This is a genomic window from uncultured Maribacter sp. (genome assembly GCF_947500405.1).
Taxonomy (GTDB): Bacteria; Bacteroidota; Bacteroidia; order Flavobacteriales; family Flavobacteriaceae; genus Maribacter_B.
Map to the genome: position 1 here is coordinate 345,994 of NZ_CANMRY010000001.1, position 18,850 is coordinate 364,843.

Below are 18,850 nucleotides of genomic sequence, written 5' to 3' on the forward strand. Positions count from 1 at the left end.
CTTGAATTATTAATGCTTGTTGTTTTCCTGATTTACCTGCTGTAATACTTTATCAAAAGAAGTATCCTTTAAATTTTCACTAATGTATTTTAAATCTCTAATTAGCTTTTCTTCGGAGTGCTTTTTACTCTTAATTTGTTGATATTCCCATTTTTTTTCATCGGTTAGATACGTCGTTAAATATTTATAGGCAGCTTTTACACTTCTACCATCTTCAGAGGTAAACTCCCAAAGATTTATGTTTACTTTACGGCCTAATTTTACCAATTCTAAAAATGCGTTTAAATTCATTGTTGAATATGAAAAAGATTTGGTTCTCTTCAATTCATGAGGCTGGCTCCCATCAGGTTCAATCTGACTAAAAATTCTTGCTTTTGTAATAGTTAAAAGGTGTTTTTTAACAGCATCCTTTTTATTTAAATACAATAAAATATTAAGCAACTGTAAATCGTAATGTGTGCCATGATTGTTTTCTCTTACTATGGCTTCTTTACCTAACTTACTATTTTGCAACCAATTTACATATTCTGTAAACCAATTTAACATACCTATTTCGGTATTTTTGTCTAGAACTCTTCTTTCTTTTGCTAATTCTAAAAAATTTGTAATGTCTTTAAGCCCTGCAAATTCAATAATTCCAAAACACCTCCCCTCAGATCTTCCAGGAACGTATTGCCCATAATTCACATTGGGATTCATTTTTGTCTCGTCGTCTAAAAACCAAGCATTAATAAGTTCTAAACCTTTAAAGGCATACTTTTTTTCCTTACATAAATTATAGGCTTTAGCCAACACTTTTACAGCTGAAATAAAGTTCTTTTTCTCCACATAATCCGTAAAATCATTTCGAGTTTCTGGATTTATTTCTCCATCTTTTCTAACGTAAGGCAATCCATTATCAGCCGCAGGGTCTGGCCACCAATAAGGGCCAATACTCATATAATCGTGTTTACTTTTACTAGGAGGAATTCCAGTTTTATTTATTACCGAAAATGATTTTATAGTTAATAAAGAATCTGCTTTTTTCAAGAGCTGATTATCGTTTTGAGCATTAGTACAACTGCATATACTTATTAAAAATATAACTAATGTATTGATGTAAAATGCAGATGTATTACTCATAAAAAATACTTCAAAAACTAATCAATAAACAACTCGTCAATGTAAGGACCACTTTCTCCTGTGGTTTCTATTCTAATATTATTTGCTCCAGCTTTAAGCCTTAATATAGCAGGCACAAATTTCCATTCCTTTTCCCATCCTCCAGTTGGTTTAAACTCCAAAGTTCTTACAAATTCATCATTCAAATACAATTTCATAGTATGCAATTCTCCTTCATTATTATGCATATATCTAAAACGCATACTGTAATCGCCTTCTTCCCCATCGTTTTCTTGATAGAATGTGATTGCACCTTCTTTACCATCAAATCGAACAAAACCACTTCCTTTATAACGATGTGCCTCCTTACTTACTGTTGCATCACCTTCAAGAATACCCTCTTCTGCCGAAATATTTACACCTCTACCAATCCACATATCTTTAGAATGCTCATCTCCCCAAAATAAACCTTGGTTTTTTCCAAAAGTTTCTTCCATTTTTAATACAATTTTTCCATCTTGTTTTACAATGGATTTTACAGTTGTATTATCTTTAATTTTGAAAGCATCTTTGTATACTTTTCCATTAGTTTCTGGATTTTCTCCATTTATGGTATATAAAATTTCTAAATCAGATGCTTTTAATTTTCCTAAAACAGCAAACTGTTTAGCTTCTATTGTTATTTTGTTTGAAGTATACAAAGCTTTATCGCCCAAAATAGCTCCTGTAATTATAGATGCGTTTTTCGCATTGGGTTGTTTTCTTAAAAATAATCTTGTTTTTCCAAAAAATAAAGCTCTAAAGTTTGATTTTGTTCTACTCGTAGAATCTATAGGATTTCCGTTTTCCATAGAAATCTTTTTTACATCGCCTTGAATATTATAATAGACTTTATTTTCTCCATAAGGATACAAATTGTTTTTTTCATCTAAACTTTCTGATGTGATAATGTAACTTGTGGTAAAACTGTCTTCAGCATTCAATTTTTCTATACTTGTTTTCAATTTTGATGGTTGTTTACTCGTAGAAAAAGAAGTTCTTTTTACTTCTTTACCATCAATATAAGCAAAGGCTTCTAACGTTCCTTCTTCAAAAGGAACCATCCACTCGCATTGCATTTCGTTCCAAACTGTTCCTGGCTTGTCTTTCCCTAAGGATTTTCCGTTTAAAAACAACTCTACTTCATCCGCATTGGAATAGACCCAAACTGGAATAACCGTTCCTTTTTTCATTCTTGGATGTGTCCAATGTGGCAAAATGTGTACCATTGGTTCTTTTGTCCATTGGCTTTGGTAGAAATAAAATAAATCCTTTTTAAAACCTGCTACATCTAAAGTGCCTCCCATAAATAAGTTAAAAGGTAGCCCGCCATGAACCAAACCAGCTTCTCCATAATAATCAAAACCAGTCCATCTAAAATGACCACTATGCCATGGACGGTCTCGCATTACTTCCCAATACTTTCTAGCTGAAACTCTTACAGTAGCATTGTCATAAGATGAATTAAAACTTTGTTTTCTGTTTCTCCAATTTTTTGGATCTATCCCTTCATAGAAAAAGATTTCTTTTTCCGTTAGATTTGGCAACTCATAAGTCCCAGGTAATTCATTATCTCTCCACCAAGTTTGAGTTCTGTAATACCCTCGTGTTTGCCATGTATGAGGCGCTTCTGTAGAAATGAATGGTTTGTCAAGTTTTTTACCTTCAATAAACGATTTGGTTTCAGAACCACCGTTCACACCTTCAATATCCATATCTTCTGGATTACCAGCCCCTGAAGTAAATAAACGTGTTGGGTCTAAACTTTTTCCGAATTTGATCAACTCAGAGCCAATAGGGCTGTGTGTTTCATTTCCTAAACTCCAAACAAAAATACTTGGGTGGTTTCTATCTCGAGTAATCCACTCTGTAACATCGTGTTGCCACCATTCATCAAAAGCTTGCTTGCCATAATCTTCAGGTGCTTTTTTATGCCACCCATCAAAAATCTCATCCATTACCAGCAAGCCAATTTCATCACAAATATCGTAAAACATTGGTGGTGTTGGGTTATGGGACGGACGAATAGCATTGATGCCCATATCTTTTAGACTCTGTAATTTCCAGCGTAGCAATGGTTTTGTCCAGGCTCCACCAACAGGACCGCCCTCCCAATGTTCGCAAACACCTTTTAGTTTTACGTTTTCGCCATTCAACCAAAACCCTGTTTCAATTTTCCACTCTACTGTTTTAAAACCAAAAGTAGATTCTATTTGATCTATTACTTTTTTACCATATAGAATTTGCGTAACAGCTTTATATAATTTTGGTGTTTCTGGACTCCACAATTCTGGATTTTCAACTTCTAATTGAACATTTGGATTATTTAATTTTAGCTTTTCACAGCTCTTATTGAGAAGCTTTCCGTTTGGAGCGTATATTTTTACTTCATATTGTAATCCTTTTTGGGTTGATGTAACTTCTGCATCAATATTTACAATAGCTTTTTCCTTTTCAATTGACGGTGTAGTTATAAATATAGTATTAGGTTTAAAATGAACAGAGTTTACTTCAATTAGCTTTACCGCAGCATAAATTCCACAAGGGTGATACCAACGTGCAGAGGGTTCTAATGAATTATCTACCCTTACTGCAATAGTGTTCTTTCCTTCTTTTAAATATTTTGAAATATCATATCTAAAACTAATATATCCGTAAGGTCTTTTCCCTAAATAATTTCCATTTACCCAAACTTCACTATTCATATATACACCATCAAAATTGATGTATGTTATGTTTGAAAGACTTTCTTTTTCTATGTTGAATTGTTTTCTATACCACCCAATTCCACCATCATGGTACCCACCTCCTTGACCTTGGTCTCCTCCTTTTCTCACCCCTTTTTCAAAAGACCAATCGTGTGGAACATTTAAGTTTTGCCAAGAAGTTGTGTCTACATTTTCTTGAGAAAAAGATGCATTATCTTCTAAAATAAAATTCCAGTTATTATTGAAGTTTGTTTCAATTCTTTGTGCACTAGACACCTGTATACAGAAGATTAAAAATAAAGTGAAAAAAGTATTTTTCATTAGTCTAAATTGGTTTGTCATCATTATACAAACTTAATTTTTTTAAATTTATTTATAATCCTGTAGTGTCATGTTTTGTTATTTATTACGTCATATATGTAATAAGATAGTACAGGAAAGTTTATTTAGCTTTAACCTTTAAATTTGTTACAAAACAAACAATGTTATGAATTACTTAAAAAAGAACACACTATTTTTCTTTGTTTTACTGATGTCTATCAGTACAATTTTATATACCTGCTCAAAAGAAGATGGGATTAAAAAAGAACTAGAAGAAGAGATTATTGAAGAACCAAATCCAGATCCACAAACACCCGAAGTTATTAATGTTGACCCTGATAAAGTTGTATCCATAAATACTGGAAGTGTTGTTGGAGAGTTTTACAATTTTTGGTCTACACGACCTATGATAAATCAATCGCGGTTTAATGCTGCTGGTTTTAGAACGTCTTTAAACCCCATTAAAGATTATGTGAAAAGTTACAATTTGGTGAGAACTATGGGTGGAAGAACCGATAATTTAAATGACTTTTATAAAGGTGTAGATGCCTCTGGTAATATTATTACAGATTTTAGCGAACTCATATCTACTATGAGAAACTTTAGAAGTACGGGGTTTAAACCTAGAATTGTACTAAGTAAAGTACCTTGGGAAATGGTAGCTAACAAAGTGGTTAACACTTATGGAAACACAAGTCCACCAGACAATTATGACCATTGGAGGCAATATGTGAATGCTTTTTTAACCACACTGGTTAACGAGTTTGGGATGAACGAGGTGAAAACTTGGCGTTTTAGAGTGAGTACGGAACCTAATTTTACACCAAGCCATTGGAATGGTACTATGCAGGATTATTTTAGGCATTATGATATTACTGTTGATGAAGTTTTAAAGGTAATACCTGATGCCATTATTGGCCCTGGAAATATGCTTACTGAAGGTGCAGCTACTTATACAACTCAACTCATAGATCATTGTGCAACAGGAACTAATTATGCAACTGGTGCTATTGGTACTAAAATGGATTTCTTCAGTATTTCGTATTACGAGAAAATAGACCAAAATACGGTTTCACTACCCGAAAAAATTGAACCTTACAGAAATAAGTTGAACAGTTATACTCAGTTTAGCAACATACCTCTTGATATACAAGAATTTGGAATGCTGCGCGATGAAAATGCGGTTAGAGGTGTTAGTTTAACTGACGCTACAGAATTAGGTGCTAGTTGGTATGCTAGAGTAGCTGACTTGGCTTTCGAATATAGAATAACTGAAATATATGATTGGGGTCAAGAAATCGAGTCTAGTAATCTACCGCAAGGTAGAAGAAATGTAACTGAAATGTTTCAAATGATGGAAGGTGGTAATAGATTGCAAGCCGAAGACAACCTTAACTCTAATGTAAACGCTGGAATTATTCCTGTAACTAAAAATGGAAATATTTATATGCTAGTTTATAACCACAACACCTCAAGAAACAGTACCGCTACACGAACCTTTTTCCCTATATTAGAAGGAGGAGAAATAACTGGGAATACAGGGTGGAAAATGAATGAATGGACTGTAGATAAAGATCATGGTATTATGATGCATGAGCTTTATAAAGATATAAGAGCTGCTGGTGTGGGAGAAAAAACTAATGGGCGTATTTATGGAAATAGACCATCAGACCGTTTTGAAGATGCTTGGAGAGATGTACTAAATTCTAATTTAGCCAAATATGAAAACATATCTAAATTACCTAAAACTATTGAAGACAAAATTGTTAAAAAGATAGATGACAAGCTTACTTTGGAAGTTAAATTAGAACCCCATAGTGTTAAACTTATTGAGTTAATACCGGAATAATTAGCTGATAGTTTAAATTTTAAAACCCCATTTACAAATTGTAAAATGGGGTTTTATTAGTTTTATAAGTTTTTCTTTCAAAAAAAAACTCTAATTAATTTTGGGCAAATCATTTCTAAACAAAGGTTTTTCATGAAGAAGTATCTATATTTTCTTTAGAAAAAGTAGCATTATCTTCTAAAACAAAGTTCCAATTATCATTAAAATTTGTTTCGGAACGTTGCGCTATAACACTATTAATACACAACAGTATAAAGTCTTAATTTAAAATTGATTTTTATTTAATATTTCTTAGCAATTACCGTATACATTCTACAATTTTTTGGAGCATCACCATCACTATTTCCAGCCATGATAATACTTTCTCCTTCTTCTGCTACTCTATGAAAAACAGACATAACCACATCACCTACTTTTACATTATCCCCGTTATCTTTATAATCTTTCAGTAAAAACTCAGGTCGTGGCACGGTATCATCATGTAAAACATAAATATGCATCTTTACACCTGTTATAAATTGTAATTGATCTCTTGCCCAATACCTATTATCTGAATTAGGGGTTCTTACATATTCTGACTCATTCAAATATCTAGGAAGTACGGTATAGTTATATTCTAAATCTGTATACGCTTTTTTACCCCAATGCATGTTTGTTCTTAACATGGCTCTAGCATCACCTGTATAACTGAATTTTTTAAACAATTTACTCTTATTAGTAACACCAGGAACATATTCTGGTATGTCTGGTGTATATACAGGCATTGGTTCTTCTGTTAATACATCTTCATAAAATTGTGGCATTTCAGTTGTTAAGCCATTTTCTGTTTTCACAGGCAAGGATGTTAGTTCAATACTAGCAGCTTCTAATCCCTCTTGAATTGCAGTAATTTTCACAGTTCCTGCTTCTAAAAGCGACCGAACAGCAACACGGTTTATACCAGCTTCAATATCTAAATACAAATTGTTTGTACTATTTGCTTTTCCGCTATTATAGCCACCACGCCAAATTCCATTGCCAGACATTGTAAAATCTACACGTCCTTTTGCTAACGGGCATCTTCTACCTTCAGCATCAACAACCTCAACATCTATTAATACCACATCAGACCCATCAGCTTGCCAACCTTTTGGCCCCTTAATTGGTGTTAATTTTAATGCTACTGGTTTCCCTGTGGTAATTTTAGTTTGTGTTACACGAACTTCATCTTCAATTATGCCTTCCGCTTTTATATCTCCTGCTTCATAAGTCACATTTTTAAACTGATATACATAACCATTTTTAGGGGTTTTATTTTCGCCTAAAAGTTTTCCGTTTACGTATAATTTTACAGCAGCAGTATTTGAAATCACAAAAATGTCTTTTTTAGTGCCTGCCTCATAATTCCAATGCCCTACGATATGGACTTGAGGCTCTGGTCTCCACATGGCTTTTAAAGCATAAAAAGCTTCTTTTGGAAGGCGTACTCCATCTACTTCTCCACTAGCTCTGGTTACTTCGGTAGGACAACGCCCTCCATGCGGACCGTCTGTAAACACCCAGTTTGCACCACCAACATGATAGACTTTTCTACCCATTTTATCCCACCAATGGTAGGCTTGTTTTACTGCAAATTCTTCAGAATTTAACTTATACGTATTTCTATCAATATTTGGATGACTGTAAAAATTATCGTCTGGAGACTGTTTGTCCCAAATACGACGGGGTGCTTCCTCACGGTTATACTCACTCTCAATTAATGGTAAATCTGCATATTCGCGCTCCCAACCTTCGGTTCCTATCTCAATAGAAACGTAGCCTTCAGAATCATTTTTAACATCAGCCCTTCTATTCCCCATTAAACGTTTTCCATTAGGATCACACGTTTTAATAACCTCAAGAATTTCTTTATAATGCGCTTCAGTTTCTGCCCAATTACCGCCTTCCCAAATAAATATAGATGGGTGATTACGGTAATACACAATCATATCTTTAAACGCTTTTATACGAATATCCCAGGTTTCACCTTCATCTTCAGATTCACCACTCACACCTGGCATTAATGTTACAAAACCATATTTATCACCCATTGCAATTTCTGCTGGCGATCCTGCACAATGTCCCCATCTTATAAAATTCCCTCCTGCTTCATCCATCAATCGATACGTATGGTCGCGTAACCAATCTGGTAATGCAGCACCTAATCCTGCCCATGAGTTTGTTGGCTTTTGCCCCCAACCATGAAGTTTTGCGTATTCTCCATTATTATGAAACCCTGTGTCTTTATTGAAATCGAAACTTCTAATCCCTAATGGTGTTTCATAGCTGTCTAAAATAACGTCTCCTTCTTTTAAAGCAGTTATAACTTTATACATATAAGGATGGCGCGTGTACCATAAATTAGGATTTTTAATACTTGAAGTTGTTGAAAAAGTAAACTTTTCTCCGGCTGGTATACTTTTTTCAGTTGTTGCTGTTTCTACAACTTTACCATCATTATCTACTATTTGAGATATAAATATAATGTTTTTAGCAGCCTTATATTCATTTTGAACTTCAGCCGTAACAGTAACATCTGCTTTTTCTTTACTTATATTTTCAGCATAAACATAAGTCCCCACAGTTTCTAAATTATCATAAAGCGGTAATGTAATATGCACCGGATCCATAGTATGAAGAAAAACATTTCTATAAATACCACCGTGAGTAGGATGCCAATGTTCGTGATTCCAAACTAGAGGAAAATTATCTCTAAAATGGTCTCCGCGGTCATTATTGACTTTTACGGCTATAACATTGTCTTCATTACCAAATTTAAGGTGTGGTGTTAAATCATAACCAAACGGAATAAACCCTGTTTGGTTTTGCCCTAAATGAATACCATTAACATAAACATCTGCAATTTGACGCACGGATTCGAACTCGATAAATACTTTTTTATCAGAATCTGAAGCTGGGAGTTTAAAGTGTTTACGATACCAAACTGTACCTCTCCATTGATTATCTTCTCCATCATGATGTCCGTGACTTAAATCATCAAAAGTATCTACATCATTAAAGGTATGTGGGCAACTAATCGTTTTCCAGGAAGCATCATTGAACCCCAATTCTTGAGCGTTATCTGGATTTTCTTGAATAAATTTCCAATCTATATTAAAATTGTATTTGGTTCTATTGCTTTCTGTAATGGCTTGGTCTTCTTGGTTACTGTTTACGCAAGATGTTAAAATTAAGCCTGTTAAAATTGTTAAATAAAGCGTGGTTCTAAACTTTATTAGATGTATGTTTTTCATTATTTATTTTATACTAAGTTAGCTTTAACAAGTAAAATTATCTTCTATTTATCGTTTTGTATAAACGGCTCTCCATTACTTGGAAATTGAGTCTCAAGAAGCTTTTTCATTCTTTGCTCTACTGATTTGTACTTGCCTTTTCCTGATACATTTTCATAAGATAATAAGCTATTTTTATGTTCATATAACTCAACTCCTAAAACTTCGTGGGTTGTAGAATTTCGCCATTCTGTATATCTCCAATCTCCATCGGTAGTGGTTAAACCCATTATTTTTTTCCCCCTAGCATACACACTATATGCCGCTTCATCCCATTTTTTATTTGGATTATTTAATACAGGAACTATACTTTTACCATCTGACACAGGTGCAAATTTTAAATCACATACATCTACTAAGGTTGAAAAAATATCTACATTTTCTACCAAAGCATCTGATGTTTTGTTGGCTACTCTATTTTTATACGCTGTTTCTCTACTTATAATTAAAGGTACTCTTACATCAATTTCCATATTAGACTGCTTACACCAAGATGCATATTCCCCAATTTTATAACCGTGATCACTCATAAAAATAATCATGGTGTTTTTCTTTAAATCTAAATCCTCTAAGGCTTTCATTACTTTACCTACTTGAGAATCAATATAACTAACACTCGCATGATAGCCATGAATCAAATCTCTTGTCAAATCATCATTCAGATCGCCTTCTTTTGGAATATTTGAATACCCTTTTAACTCTCCCCAAGGACTTAATGCTAATTTATAAACACCTTCTGGTTTTTTTCGTGATGGTATTTCAAACTGGTTTTTATCATATAAATCCCAATATTTTTTTGGTGAATTAAATGGTAAGTGAGGTTTACTTAAACCTACAAACATGATAAATTTATCATCTTTTACTTTTTGCAAAGTTTCTATAGCATATTTAGCTGCACGACCATCTTTATAACCTTCATCTGGTACATCTGCATTTTCAAAGGCAGGTCCTTTTAATGATTTAACACCTTCTTCTTTTAAGCGTTTCATTAATGCAATATTCTCTGGTTTTAAATACGCATTAGATTCTTTTCCAAAATAAGTTGACCATTCTTTTTGGTCGTCTATACCATGATGGTATACTTTACCAATACTAATGGTTTTATATCCGTTTTTATTAAATAACTGCGGTAATGAAACCACTTCTTTGTTTACTCTACGTAATGGCGTAAAAATGCTATAAATACCCAACGTTTCTGGACGTAGACCCGTTAAAGTACTCATTCTAGAAGGTGCGCAAATGGCTTGCTGTACGTATGCCTTATTGAATATAACTCCATCTTTTGCTAGTTTATCAATATTAGGAGTTATGGCTGTTTTGCTGCCGTAACATCCTAATTCGGCTCTTAAATCATCTATATAAAATACTAAAACATTAGGTTTCCTTTGGGAGGATAACACTAAACTAAAACTTAGGTGTAGAATAAGAACTAAAATATTTTTTTTCATAAATATTTTCATTTATTTCTCTTTTAGTACATCTTGGCACAAAAGATGAATTCGATTTTTTTAAATTAATTATTTAGTTAATTCCAAAATGATTTAAACAACACTAATCAATGGTTTGCCTACTTCCCCACCACGTTTTATTTGGCTGCCAATCTTTATGCAACATATCTTTACGTAATTTTTCATGAAATTTAAACATATTTTCCTTCTTATTTAAAATGGTTATTTGTTCTTTTCTTTCGTCATAAAACGGATCTAGACTTGGGTATTTAGCACCAACCTCATTTAACCAACTTAATAATGTTTCAGACATTTCTTTAGTACGTTTTGGCTGTGATATTGCCAAATCTGTATCCTCATGTATATCTTCTATTAAATTATACAATTCATCATGCCCATCCTCCCAGTAATGAATAAGCTTCCAGTTGCCTTTACGCATTATTGAAACGGGTCTGCCTCCTTGATTTCCATAATGTGGGTAATGCCAATATAACGGACGCTCTTCAATCTTATCGCCTTGTAGTAGAGGCATTAAGCTTTTACCGTCAATATGCGCTTGCGGTTGCAAAGGCAAACGTGCTAAATCGAGTATTGTTGGGAAAAAGTCGCTTCCTGCAACAGGGGTATGACTCTTTTCTCCTTGATGATTCATCCATGGGACGTTTATAATATACGGAATTCTTATCCCGCCTTCCCACTGGTAACCTTTACCTCCTTTTAATGGCAAACAATTAGTGGAATAATTATCTCCAGAGGTTACACCTCCGTTATCTGAAGTAAAAATTACAATCGTATTTTTGTCTAAACCATTTTCCTTCAAGGCTTCTAAAACTTTACCAACTGCATCATCCATGGTTTCTACCAAACCGCCATACACTGGATTATCTTGATACTTACGCATTGGTAAAAAATAACCTTCCTCAAAGCCTTTTTCAGGAATACCTTTTTTTTCTGCTTTATCACGGTATTTTTCCCATTTTTCTTTACTTGTTTGTATTGGTCCATGAACAGCATAAAAAGACAGATAAGCAAAAAAAGGTTTTTCTTTTGATGCATTAATAAAATCAACTGTTTCTTTAGCCAATCGCATAGAAAGGTTTTCTCCTTTTTTTTTATTTTCTAATTTCGGGTTATTAAAGGGTGAAAAATATCCTCCAGCAGGACTTCCTGTATGGGATCCCCCTTTATTAATATCGAAACCATAATCTTCAGGACTATAGCCTATATTTCCTAGATGCCATTTTCCAGCAAAAAATGTAGAATATCCAGTTTTTTTTAAAGCCATAGGAAGAGTTACAGCGTTGGTATCTATATGATGTTTGTAATCTGCAGGAAGTACTTTAGAAAAACGTTTTTTACTTCGCCAATCTTCTCCTGTTGGAGCCCCTATCCAGTCCGTAATACCATGACGAGCTGTAAACTGTCCTGTCATAAGAGTTGCTCTAGAAGGGCTACATACCTGACAACCTGCATAGCCATTTGTAAAAACTATCCCATTGCTTGCAATAGCATCAATATTGGGTGTTTCATAATAGGTACTCCCCATGCAACTTAAATCAGAATACCCTAAATCATCAGCTAGGATAAAAACAATGTTAGGTTTTTCTATTTTAGTTTTTCTTTCTTCTGTTTTACATGACACAATAATTAACAAAAACAGCAAACAAGTAATTTTTTTAATCATTTTATGTTTTAAAACTGAATAGAGTTTTTCTATTGAACTGGTTTATTTAACTATTTTCAATTTATTACTTAACTGGTTTAGGCGACTGTATTATAGCTTTACCTTGCCCAAAACCTTTATTTTTTCCTGTTCCTTCATTAAAGCCCCAAAACGGAATAGCATGTTTCTTTTCATCAAAAATATAGTTGTATTTTTTAAGATAAAAATCTCTAGATTCAAATTCATCTCCTATTTGTGCTAATCGCTCATTTAACTGACTATCTAATTCTTTTTGAATAGCCGCTAGTTCAGGTTTACCTAACAAATTATTAATTTGAAAAGGATCTTTTACATTATCAAAAAACATACTTGGCCCCTCTGGTGTTCTTGCATAAGTATATTGCTTTGTTTTTATAGCACGGTAAGGTGCATCTTTAAAATTAGCTCCAAATGGTGCAACATTCATAACTAAAGCAGCGCGATCTGCATTTGGATCAGGGTTTTTCATTAATTTAGCTAAATCTTCACCTTCAATACCTTCGGGTATTTTAATATTAGATAAACTTAAAAGTGATGGCAAAATATCTGGTGTAGTTAAAGGTGCATTAACTACAGCTCCTTTTTGATTATTAATGCCTGGGTATTGTATTAAAAATGGAACTCTAATAGATTCATCCCAAGCTAATTGCTTTACAAATGGTTTTACTCCATGCGCACCCATCATTTCTCCATGATCTGCAGAAAACACAACAATTGTATTATCCGAAAGGTTTAACTTTTTTATTTGATCTAACAAACGTCCAATTGCCTCATCTGTAGCTGTAGCATGTGCATAATAACCTTGTAATTCCTTTCTGCTTCTTTCTTTAAATTCTTCAGTAATATTTGGGTTTAACGTTAAAGATTCTGGCGGGTACATATCTTTGTACTTCTTAGGTGCAGACTCATGTGGATAATGCGGTGTAGCTATTGAAACAACAGCTAAAAAAGGAGAAGTATCTTTTGCATGCGCTGCTAAATACTGGTTTACATCTTCTACTATAGCAAAAGGGGAATATTTATCCCAATGCTTTAATTCTTGATTATCGTTGTCATAATACGGCATTTTTGTATAATTATGAGAACATTCTAAAGCTCTCCAAAAATCGAATCCTTGACGTCTTTCTTTTGGTATATAAGTTGAACGCCCATGTCCATCCAAATGCCATTTACCCCAGTAAGCTGTGTTATAACCTTCAGCCTTATAAATTTCTGCCATAGTTAATTCTTCTGCCGGTAAATACAAATCGTTAACAATCATTCCTGTAGTTGTTGGGAACTTACCTGTTAATAGTGCCGCCCTGTGTGGTGTACAAACTGGAGTTACCGACACTGCATTAGTAAAGTTTACAGATTCTTTAGCAAAAGCATCTAAATTAGGTGTTTTAACATCTGGATTACCCGCATAACCTAGGGCAGAACCACGCCATTGATCTGTAAGAATATAAACTATATTAGGTTTTTTGAAAGTAATACTTTCACTTAGCTTTTCCTTTTTTTCTTTTCTTTTACAACTTCCTAAGGCTAGAAAAACCACTAATAAAGTAACACTTATTTTTACAAGTTTCATTCCTACATCTATTTATTTTCATTAATATAATTCAGCAAAATGCTTTTAACATCATCTACTGTACCTTGTTCAAGTCCATTATTTAAGTTGGCACCTGTTATCCAATACAAAATCATACCCGCATCAGAGCAATCCCATTTTCCTTTTTGAAACTTAACTACATCATCCACCTCAGCCATTTTACCATACAACCATACCTGTTGTAACCTTGGGTCTTTATGGTCTCTAGCCCAATCCCACTCAGCAATATTTACTTTAAGTTTTATGTTCTGGTCTGGAATTCTAACTTCTTCAACTCCAAAATCTAATATTTGCTGCCAAGTATAAAAATCTCCTGCGTCGTCATTTGCAGGGTGGTGTGTTATTACTTTTACATGTTTATGTTTGTCTTTAGAGCTCGCATCAAGTGCAAAACCAATTATATCAGGTTCGCCTGCCTCTATAATCCATAGTGGGTCTTCAGCTGTAGACGCGTTAATAGCTTTAGCTAAATCTTTAATAGTTTCATCTATATTCCATTTTGCATCTAAAAATTTAAGCCCATCAAAACCACCCCATCGTCTTGCTGTAACATCGCAAACACTTTGCATAAGAGCATGACGTTCCATTTCTGCTTTTTCAGAAATTCTGTTGACACGAACAATATCACAACTATGAGAATAGTGTACCAATGTGTTTTCTAAACCTGTGGCTCTTAATAAGGCTAAGGTAATGGCAGTACCACCTAAATCGTCAGGGTCGGGTGAGTTACCATCGGCAACAACAGCAATACGACCTTTAGGCGCTTTAATTACAGGTGCTGTGTTTTGCGCAACCTTTATTGCCCCATTATAAGGTGTTTTTATGACCTCTTTACCTTTACCAACTGGGGTAAAAATAATACCTGACCAACGTGCTCTTGCCCATTCTTTTCCGTCTGCACTTCCAATTTTGGCAATGACCATGATTTTATCACCTTTTTTAAATTTTACATTTTCCCAGAGGGCGTTGCTACTTTCCCCTTCTTCAAACACATCTTGTGTTAGTGGCGGTTTAAACGTTCCTAATTTTTTATCATTGATATGTATTGCAAACTCAGATTGTCCATCATTTTCACCAACTGCCACAAATACCAAGTCATAATTTCCGTTTTTAAACGTAAAAGGCGTTGTTGTTTGCGCTTCCTTTTGCTTGTTTGGGTTAATACCTAGCCATTTACCTTCAGCGTGTTTATAAAACCCTGTGCCTTTTATTGGAAAATCATCAATAGGTAGGGTTTTATTTTCAATATTAGAAGCTGCTATTTGTTTGTAATACGATTGCATAGGCCAAAGCGTGGTTACTTTTAAACCTTCGTCTTTTGGCGTGTACGTACTGTCTTTGGTTAAAATGAATTTATCAAACTCAAAACCATCTTCACGCATACTAAATTGTATATCATGAACACCTGCTTTTTCTATATCCAAATAGATTTCTTTAGCTATACCGCAATGCTCTTCTTTTGTTCTTTGCTTACTCTCCCAGGTCCATTTATTTTTGCCTTCACACCATTGCATGCGTTGTCCGTGCTCTGGCCACTCTCCATTTAAACCAACATGTATACCATTATCCTCACTCCCTGTGCTAAATGCACGTACCCAAACGTAATAACGTCCTGGATTACTAAATCTAACTTTATAATGCAAGATACCGATTTCACCTGCCTTATTGGAAAAGTTTTCGCCTTGGACTAGCTTATCGGAATGTGTTATTCTTGTATCTGGTAATATTTCAATGTAAGTATCATTACTTGCATTTATGTGATGTGGAGCGTCTTCATCACTACCTACATTAGATACAGCATTCTTTGAAGTGATATACCATTGTCGTAGTTCTGAATTGCTCTGTTTATTGAAGTATTCAGCTTCAACAGCAACCATACCGTTATTTTCTTGAAATATAACTTCATTATCAACAATAGGCGTATTGAATTTTGTGGACTGCGCGTTCAAAAATAAACTTGATACGATAAGCAAAAACGATACTAATTTTATTTTCATTTTTAATTATTTAAGTTTTGACTGAAATTCGTATGATCCAGCTTGTACTTCTAATACGAATGTATCTTTCTCAGTATTAACTAATTTTACATTTGAATTGTCTTCAAGAGTAGTGCCGTTTAACAAGAGAGATTGTTTCGTGTCTGCTGGAATAACAACTTTTGCTGTTGTATTTGGAGGAACAACCACTTCTAATTTAAAATCATTATCTGCGATTCTCCATGAAGAAGATATTTTACCGTAAGGCGAATTTAAATTTGCTGATGCCGATGTTAAAGGCTGTCTTACTTGAGGTGCAATACTAATAGTTTTATAACCTGGTTCTAAAGGCGCTATTCCAGCAATACGCTCATACATCCATTCTCCTATAGCACCATAAGCATAGTGGTTTAAGCTATTCATTTTCATTGGATTGAAACCATCTTTTTTACTGTAACTATTCCAACGTTCCCAAATAGTGGTTGCGCCTTGATTTATAGAATAGAACCAAGAAGGATACGTTTCATTGAACAAAATCTTATACATCAAATCTATTTCTCCTGTTGCATCTAAAACTTCAGATAATAACGGTGTTCCTAAAAATCCTGTTCTTAAATGATTATCGGCTTCTGCTATTTTTCTTAATAAATGTTTTTTAGCATTTGCATTATTATCCCCAGATAGTAAATCAAAGGCTAAAGCCAACAAATAAGAGGTTTGTGTCTCAGCAACGTCTTTTACTTTTCCTTTCTCAAAAAATTTGTTTTCAAAAGCATTTGCAACCGTTTTATATATAGCATTATATTTTTCAAATTCTTCGGTTTTACCTAAAGTTTTCGCTGTTTTTGCTGTTAAGTTTGCTGAATGTGCAAAAAACGCAGTTCCTATTAAGGAATGTGATGTATCTCCTTTAGGACTATCATTTTCAGGAAGTGGCTGCAACCAGTCTGCAAAAAAGCCCATAGAAGAGATGTAATTTTTAGTTACGCTTTCATGGTATTTTACCCAACCTTTCATGGTTTCAAAATTCTCTTCTAGAATTTTTTTATCTCCTGTTCTTTGGTAAATTTTCCAAGGAATAATAGTACATGCATCTCCCCAACCTGCACTTACTTTATTATTAAATAACACATCTGGTACTACCCATGGCACAGCTCCATTATCATATTGCGACTCGCCAACACTTTGCATCCAGCTTGCCCAAAATTTATATACATCGGCATTAAACATAGATGCTGGGGCAAATACTTGTGCATCTGCTGTCCATCCCATACGTTCATCACGCTGCGGACAATCGGTTGGAATATCAAAAAAGTTCCCTCTTAATCCCCAAACGATATTGCTTTGTAATTGATTTAACTTTTCGTGAGATGATGTAAATGTTCCGTTTTCTTCAAAATCTGAATATTGCACTAATCCTGTTACCCAATCTTTTGATGGGGTTTTTGAAGTGTCATATCCACTTAATTCTAAATACTGAAATCCATGAAATGTAAATTTTGGCATCCACTCTATTACACCATCTTCTGAAGCTGTATAATAATTCGTTGATAGTGCTGTTCTATAATTCTCCGTGTAAAAAGTTCCGTCAGGAGATAACATTTCTGCAAATCTTATTTTAAGTGTTTGTCCTTTTTTCATAGGTACTTTAAGCAACGGCACACCTACCATATTTTGTTGTAAATCAAAAACAGCTGTTCCATCTTTTTCTACAACTTCCTGCGTTGCTAACTCAATTTTAGTTTTAACAGTGGTATGTCTTTTTGGCTCTAAACGGATGTCATTCGTTACAGGAAACGTATTTACAGACTCCCATGTTTTATCATTAAAATTATTTGTAGTCCAATTTGGCATTTCTAAATTGGCATCATAGGTTTCTCCATCGTAAATCTCTGATATTCTAGTTGGTCCGTTTGTTGTACCTTTCCAAGTATCATCAGATAAAATCATTTCTTTAGAACCATCTTTCATCGTTAATTCTAATTGAAATAACATTTTAGGAGTTTCAGTATCAACCCACAACTCTTTTTCCCAACCTAAACGTCCTGAATGCCATCCTGCAGCAAGCTCAACACCTATGGTATTTTGTCCAGATTCTATTACATCGGTAACATCGTAGGTGATTGTTTCAATACGTTCTTTATAAGGCGTATATCCCGGAGGCATTACATCATCACTAACATCTTCTCCATTTATAGCCACATCAAATACTCCTTTTGCTGTAATGTATAATCTTGCTGATGCTACATCATTAGACAATTCGAAACCTTTTCTTAAGTATTGTGGTCTGTGAACGATATTTTCTTGGCTTCCTAAAAGCTTTTCCTTTTTGGTATCTAAGCCAATCCATTTTGCTTTCCAATCGTTATTCGTTAATAAACCTAACTCAAAATGATTCATTTCACTCCATTTGGAAGCTTCGTTATCTTGGTTCCAGTATTTCACTTGCCAGTATACTTTTTGACGTGATTGTAAAGCTGTTCCAGCATATTTTACCCAAGTAGATTGAGCTGTTTGTTGCTTTTCAGAGTTCCATAAATCTGCATTGTCAGGTAACAAATCTGGGGTACTAGCCACTACTATTTGATATGCTGATTGACTTAAAACGCCTTCCGAAACTGGCAATTGCCAAGAGAAACTAGGTGTTTTATCATAAAACCCTAACGGGTTTTCAAATCCTTCTGAAATGGTTAATTTTTGAGCTTCTGCTATAGTTGTTTGTTCTTTACATGACGTATAGCTCAAAAAAACACAAGCAAACAAAGCACATCCAAAATATTTTAAGTTCATTTTTTTTAACATGA

At 34.1% G+C, this 18,850-nt stretch carries 9 protein-coding genes; 1 reads left to right on the forward strand and 8 read right to left on the reverse strand.

What is annotated here, in order from left to right:
* Window positions 1-9 precede the first annotated feature (9 nt).
* Window positions 10-1,122: an alginate lyase family protein gene (locus Q0945_RS01650; protein WP_299430112.1), complete on the reverse strand. Its 1,113-nt coding sequence runs from the start codon at window positions 1,120-1,122 to the stop codon at window positions 10-12.
* Window positions 1,123-1,139: 17 nt separating this feature from the next.
* Window positions 1,140-4,169: a sugar-binding domain-containing protein gene (locus Q0945_RS01655; protein ID WP_299430114.1), complete on the reverse strand. Its 3,030-nt coding sequence runs from the start codon at window positions 4,167-4,169 to the stop codon at window positions 1,140-1,142.
* Between the two features lie 211 nt (window positions 4,170-4,380).
* Here Q0945_RS01655 and Q0945_RS01660 point away from each other — a divergent pair, with 211 nt between their 5' ends.
* Window positions 4,381-6,018: a hypothetical protein gene (locus tag Q0945_RS01660; RefSeq protein WP_299430116.1), complete on the forward strand. Its 1,638-nt coding sequence runs from the start codon at window positions 4,381-4,383 to the stop codon at window positions 6,016-6,018.
* A gap of 281 nt (window positions 6,019-6,299) precedes the next feature.
* On the opposite strand, the gene Q0945_RS01665 is transcribed toward Q0945_RS01660, so the two are convergent.
* The 6 genes from Q0945_RS01665 to Q0945_RS01690 form a co-directional block, all read right to left on the reverse strand.
* Window positions 6,300-9,290 (reverse strand): sugar-binding domain-containing protein, encoded by a 2,991-nt coding sequence (locus Q0945_RS01665; protein ID WP_299430118.1) that lies wholly within the window; start codon window positions 9,288-9,290, stop codon window positions 6,300-6,302.
* 44 nt (window positions 9,291-9,334) lie between these two features.
* A complete protein-coding gene (locus tag Q0945_RS01670; protein ID WP_299430120.1) occupies window positions 9,335-10,777 on the reverse strand; it encodes a sulfatase in 1,443 nt (480 codons plus the stop codon).
* 103 nt (window positions 10,778-10,880) lie between these two features.
* Window positions 10,881-12,461 (reverse strand): sulfatase, encoded by a 1,581-nt coding sequence (locus tag Q0945_RS01675; RefSeq protein ID WP_299430122.1) that lies wholly within the window; start codon window positions 12,459-12,461, stop codon window positions 10,881-10,883.
* A 64-nt stretch (window positions 12,462-12,525) separates the two neighbouring features.
* Complete coding sequence (locus tag Q0945_RS01680) at window positions 12,526-14,049, reverse strand: sulfatase (protein ID WP_299430124.1); 1,524 nt, start codon at window positions 14,047-14,049, stop codon at window positions 12,526-12,528.
* A gap of 8 nt (window positions 14,050-14,057) precedes the next feature.
* Window positions 14,058-16,067 (reverse strand): hypothetical protein, encoded by a 2,010-nt coding sequence (locus Q0945_RS01685; RefSeq protein ID WP_299430126.1) that lies wholly within the window; start codon window positions 16,065-16,067, stop codon window positions 14,058-14,060.
* Between the two features lie 6 nt (window positions 16,068-16,073).
* A complete protein-coding gene (locus tag Q0945_RS01690; protein WP_299430128.1) occupies window positions 16,074-18,848 on the reverse strand; it encodes a family 78 glycoside hydrolase catalytic domain in 2,775 nt (924 codons plus the stop codon).
* Between the last annotated feature and the right edge of the window lie 2 nt (window positions 18,849-18,850).

What these genes read in the sequence shown, in the direction of transcription:
- Q0945_RS01650 (WP_299430112.1), bottom strand. Translation starts at nt 1,122, where the DNA reads ATGAGTAATACATCTGCATTTTACATCAATACATTAGTTATATTTTTA.
- Q0945_RS01655 (WP_299430114.1), bottom strand. Translation starts at nt 4,169, where the DNA reads ATGAAAAATACTTTTTTCACTTTATTTTTAATCTTCTGTATACAGGTG.
- Q0945_RS01660 (WP_299430116.1), top strand. Translation starts at nt 4,381, where the DNA reads ATGTCTATCAGTACAATTTTATATACCTGCTCAAAAGAAGATGGGATT.
- Q0945_RS01665 (WP_299430118.1), bottom strand. Translation starts at nt 9,290, where the DNA reads ATGAAAAACATACATCTAATAAAGTTTAGAACCACGCTTTATTTAACA.
- Q0945_RS01670 (WP_299430120.1), bottom strand. Translation starts at nt 10,777, where the DNA reads ATGAAAAAAAATATTTTAGTTCTTATTCTACACCTAAGTTTTAGTTTA.
- Q0945_RS01675 (WP_299430122.1), bottom strand. Translation starts at nt 12,461, where the DNA reads ATGATTAAAAAAATTACTTGTTTGCTGTTTTTGTTAATTATTGTGTCA.
- Q0945_RS01680 (WP_299430124.1), bottom strand. Translation starts at nt 14,049, where the DNA reads ATGAAACTTGTAAAAATAAGTGTTACTTTATTAGTGGTTTTTCTAGCC.
- Q0945_RS01685 (WP_299430126.1), bottom strand. Translation starts at nt 16,067, where the DNA reads ATGAAAATAAAATTAGTATCGTTTTTGCTTATCGTATCAAGTTTATTT.
- Q0945_RS01690 (WP_299430128.1), bottom strand. Translation starts at nt 18,848, where the DNA reads ATGTTAAAAAAAATGAACTTAAAATATTTTGGATGTGCTTTGTTTGCT.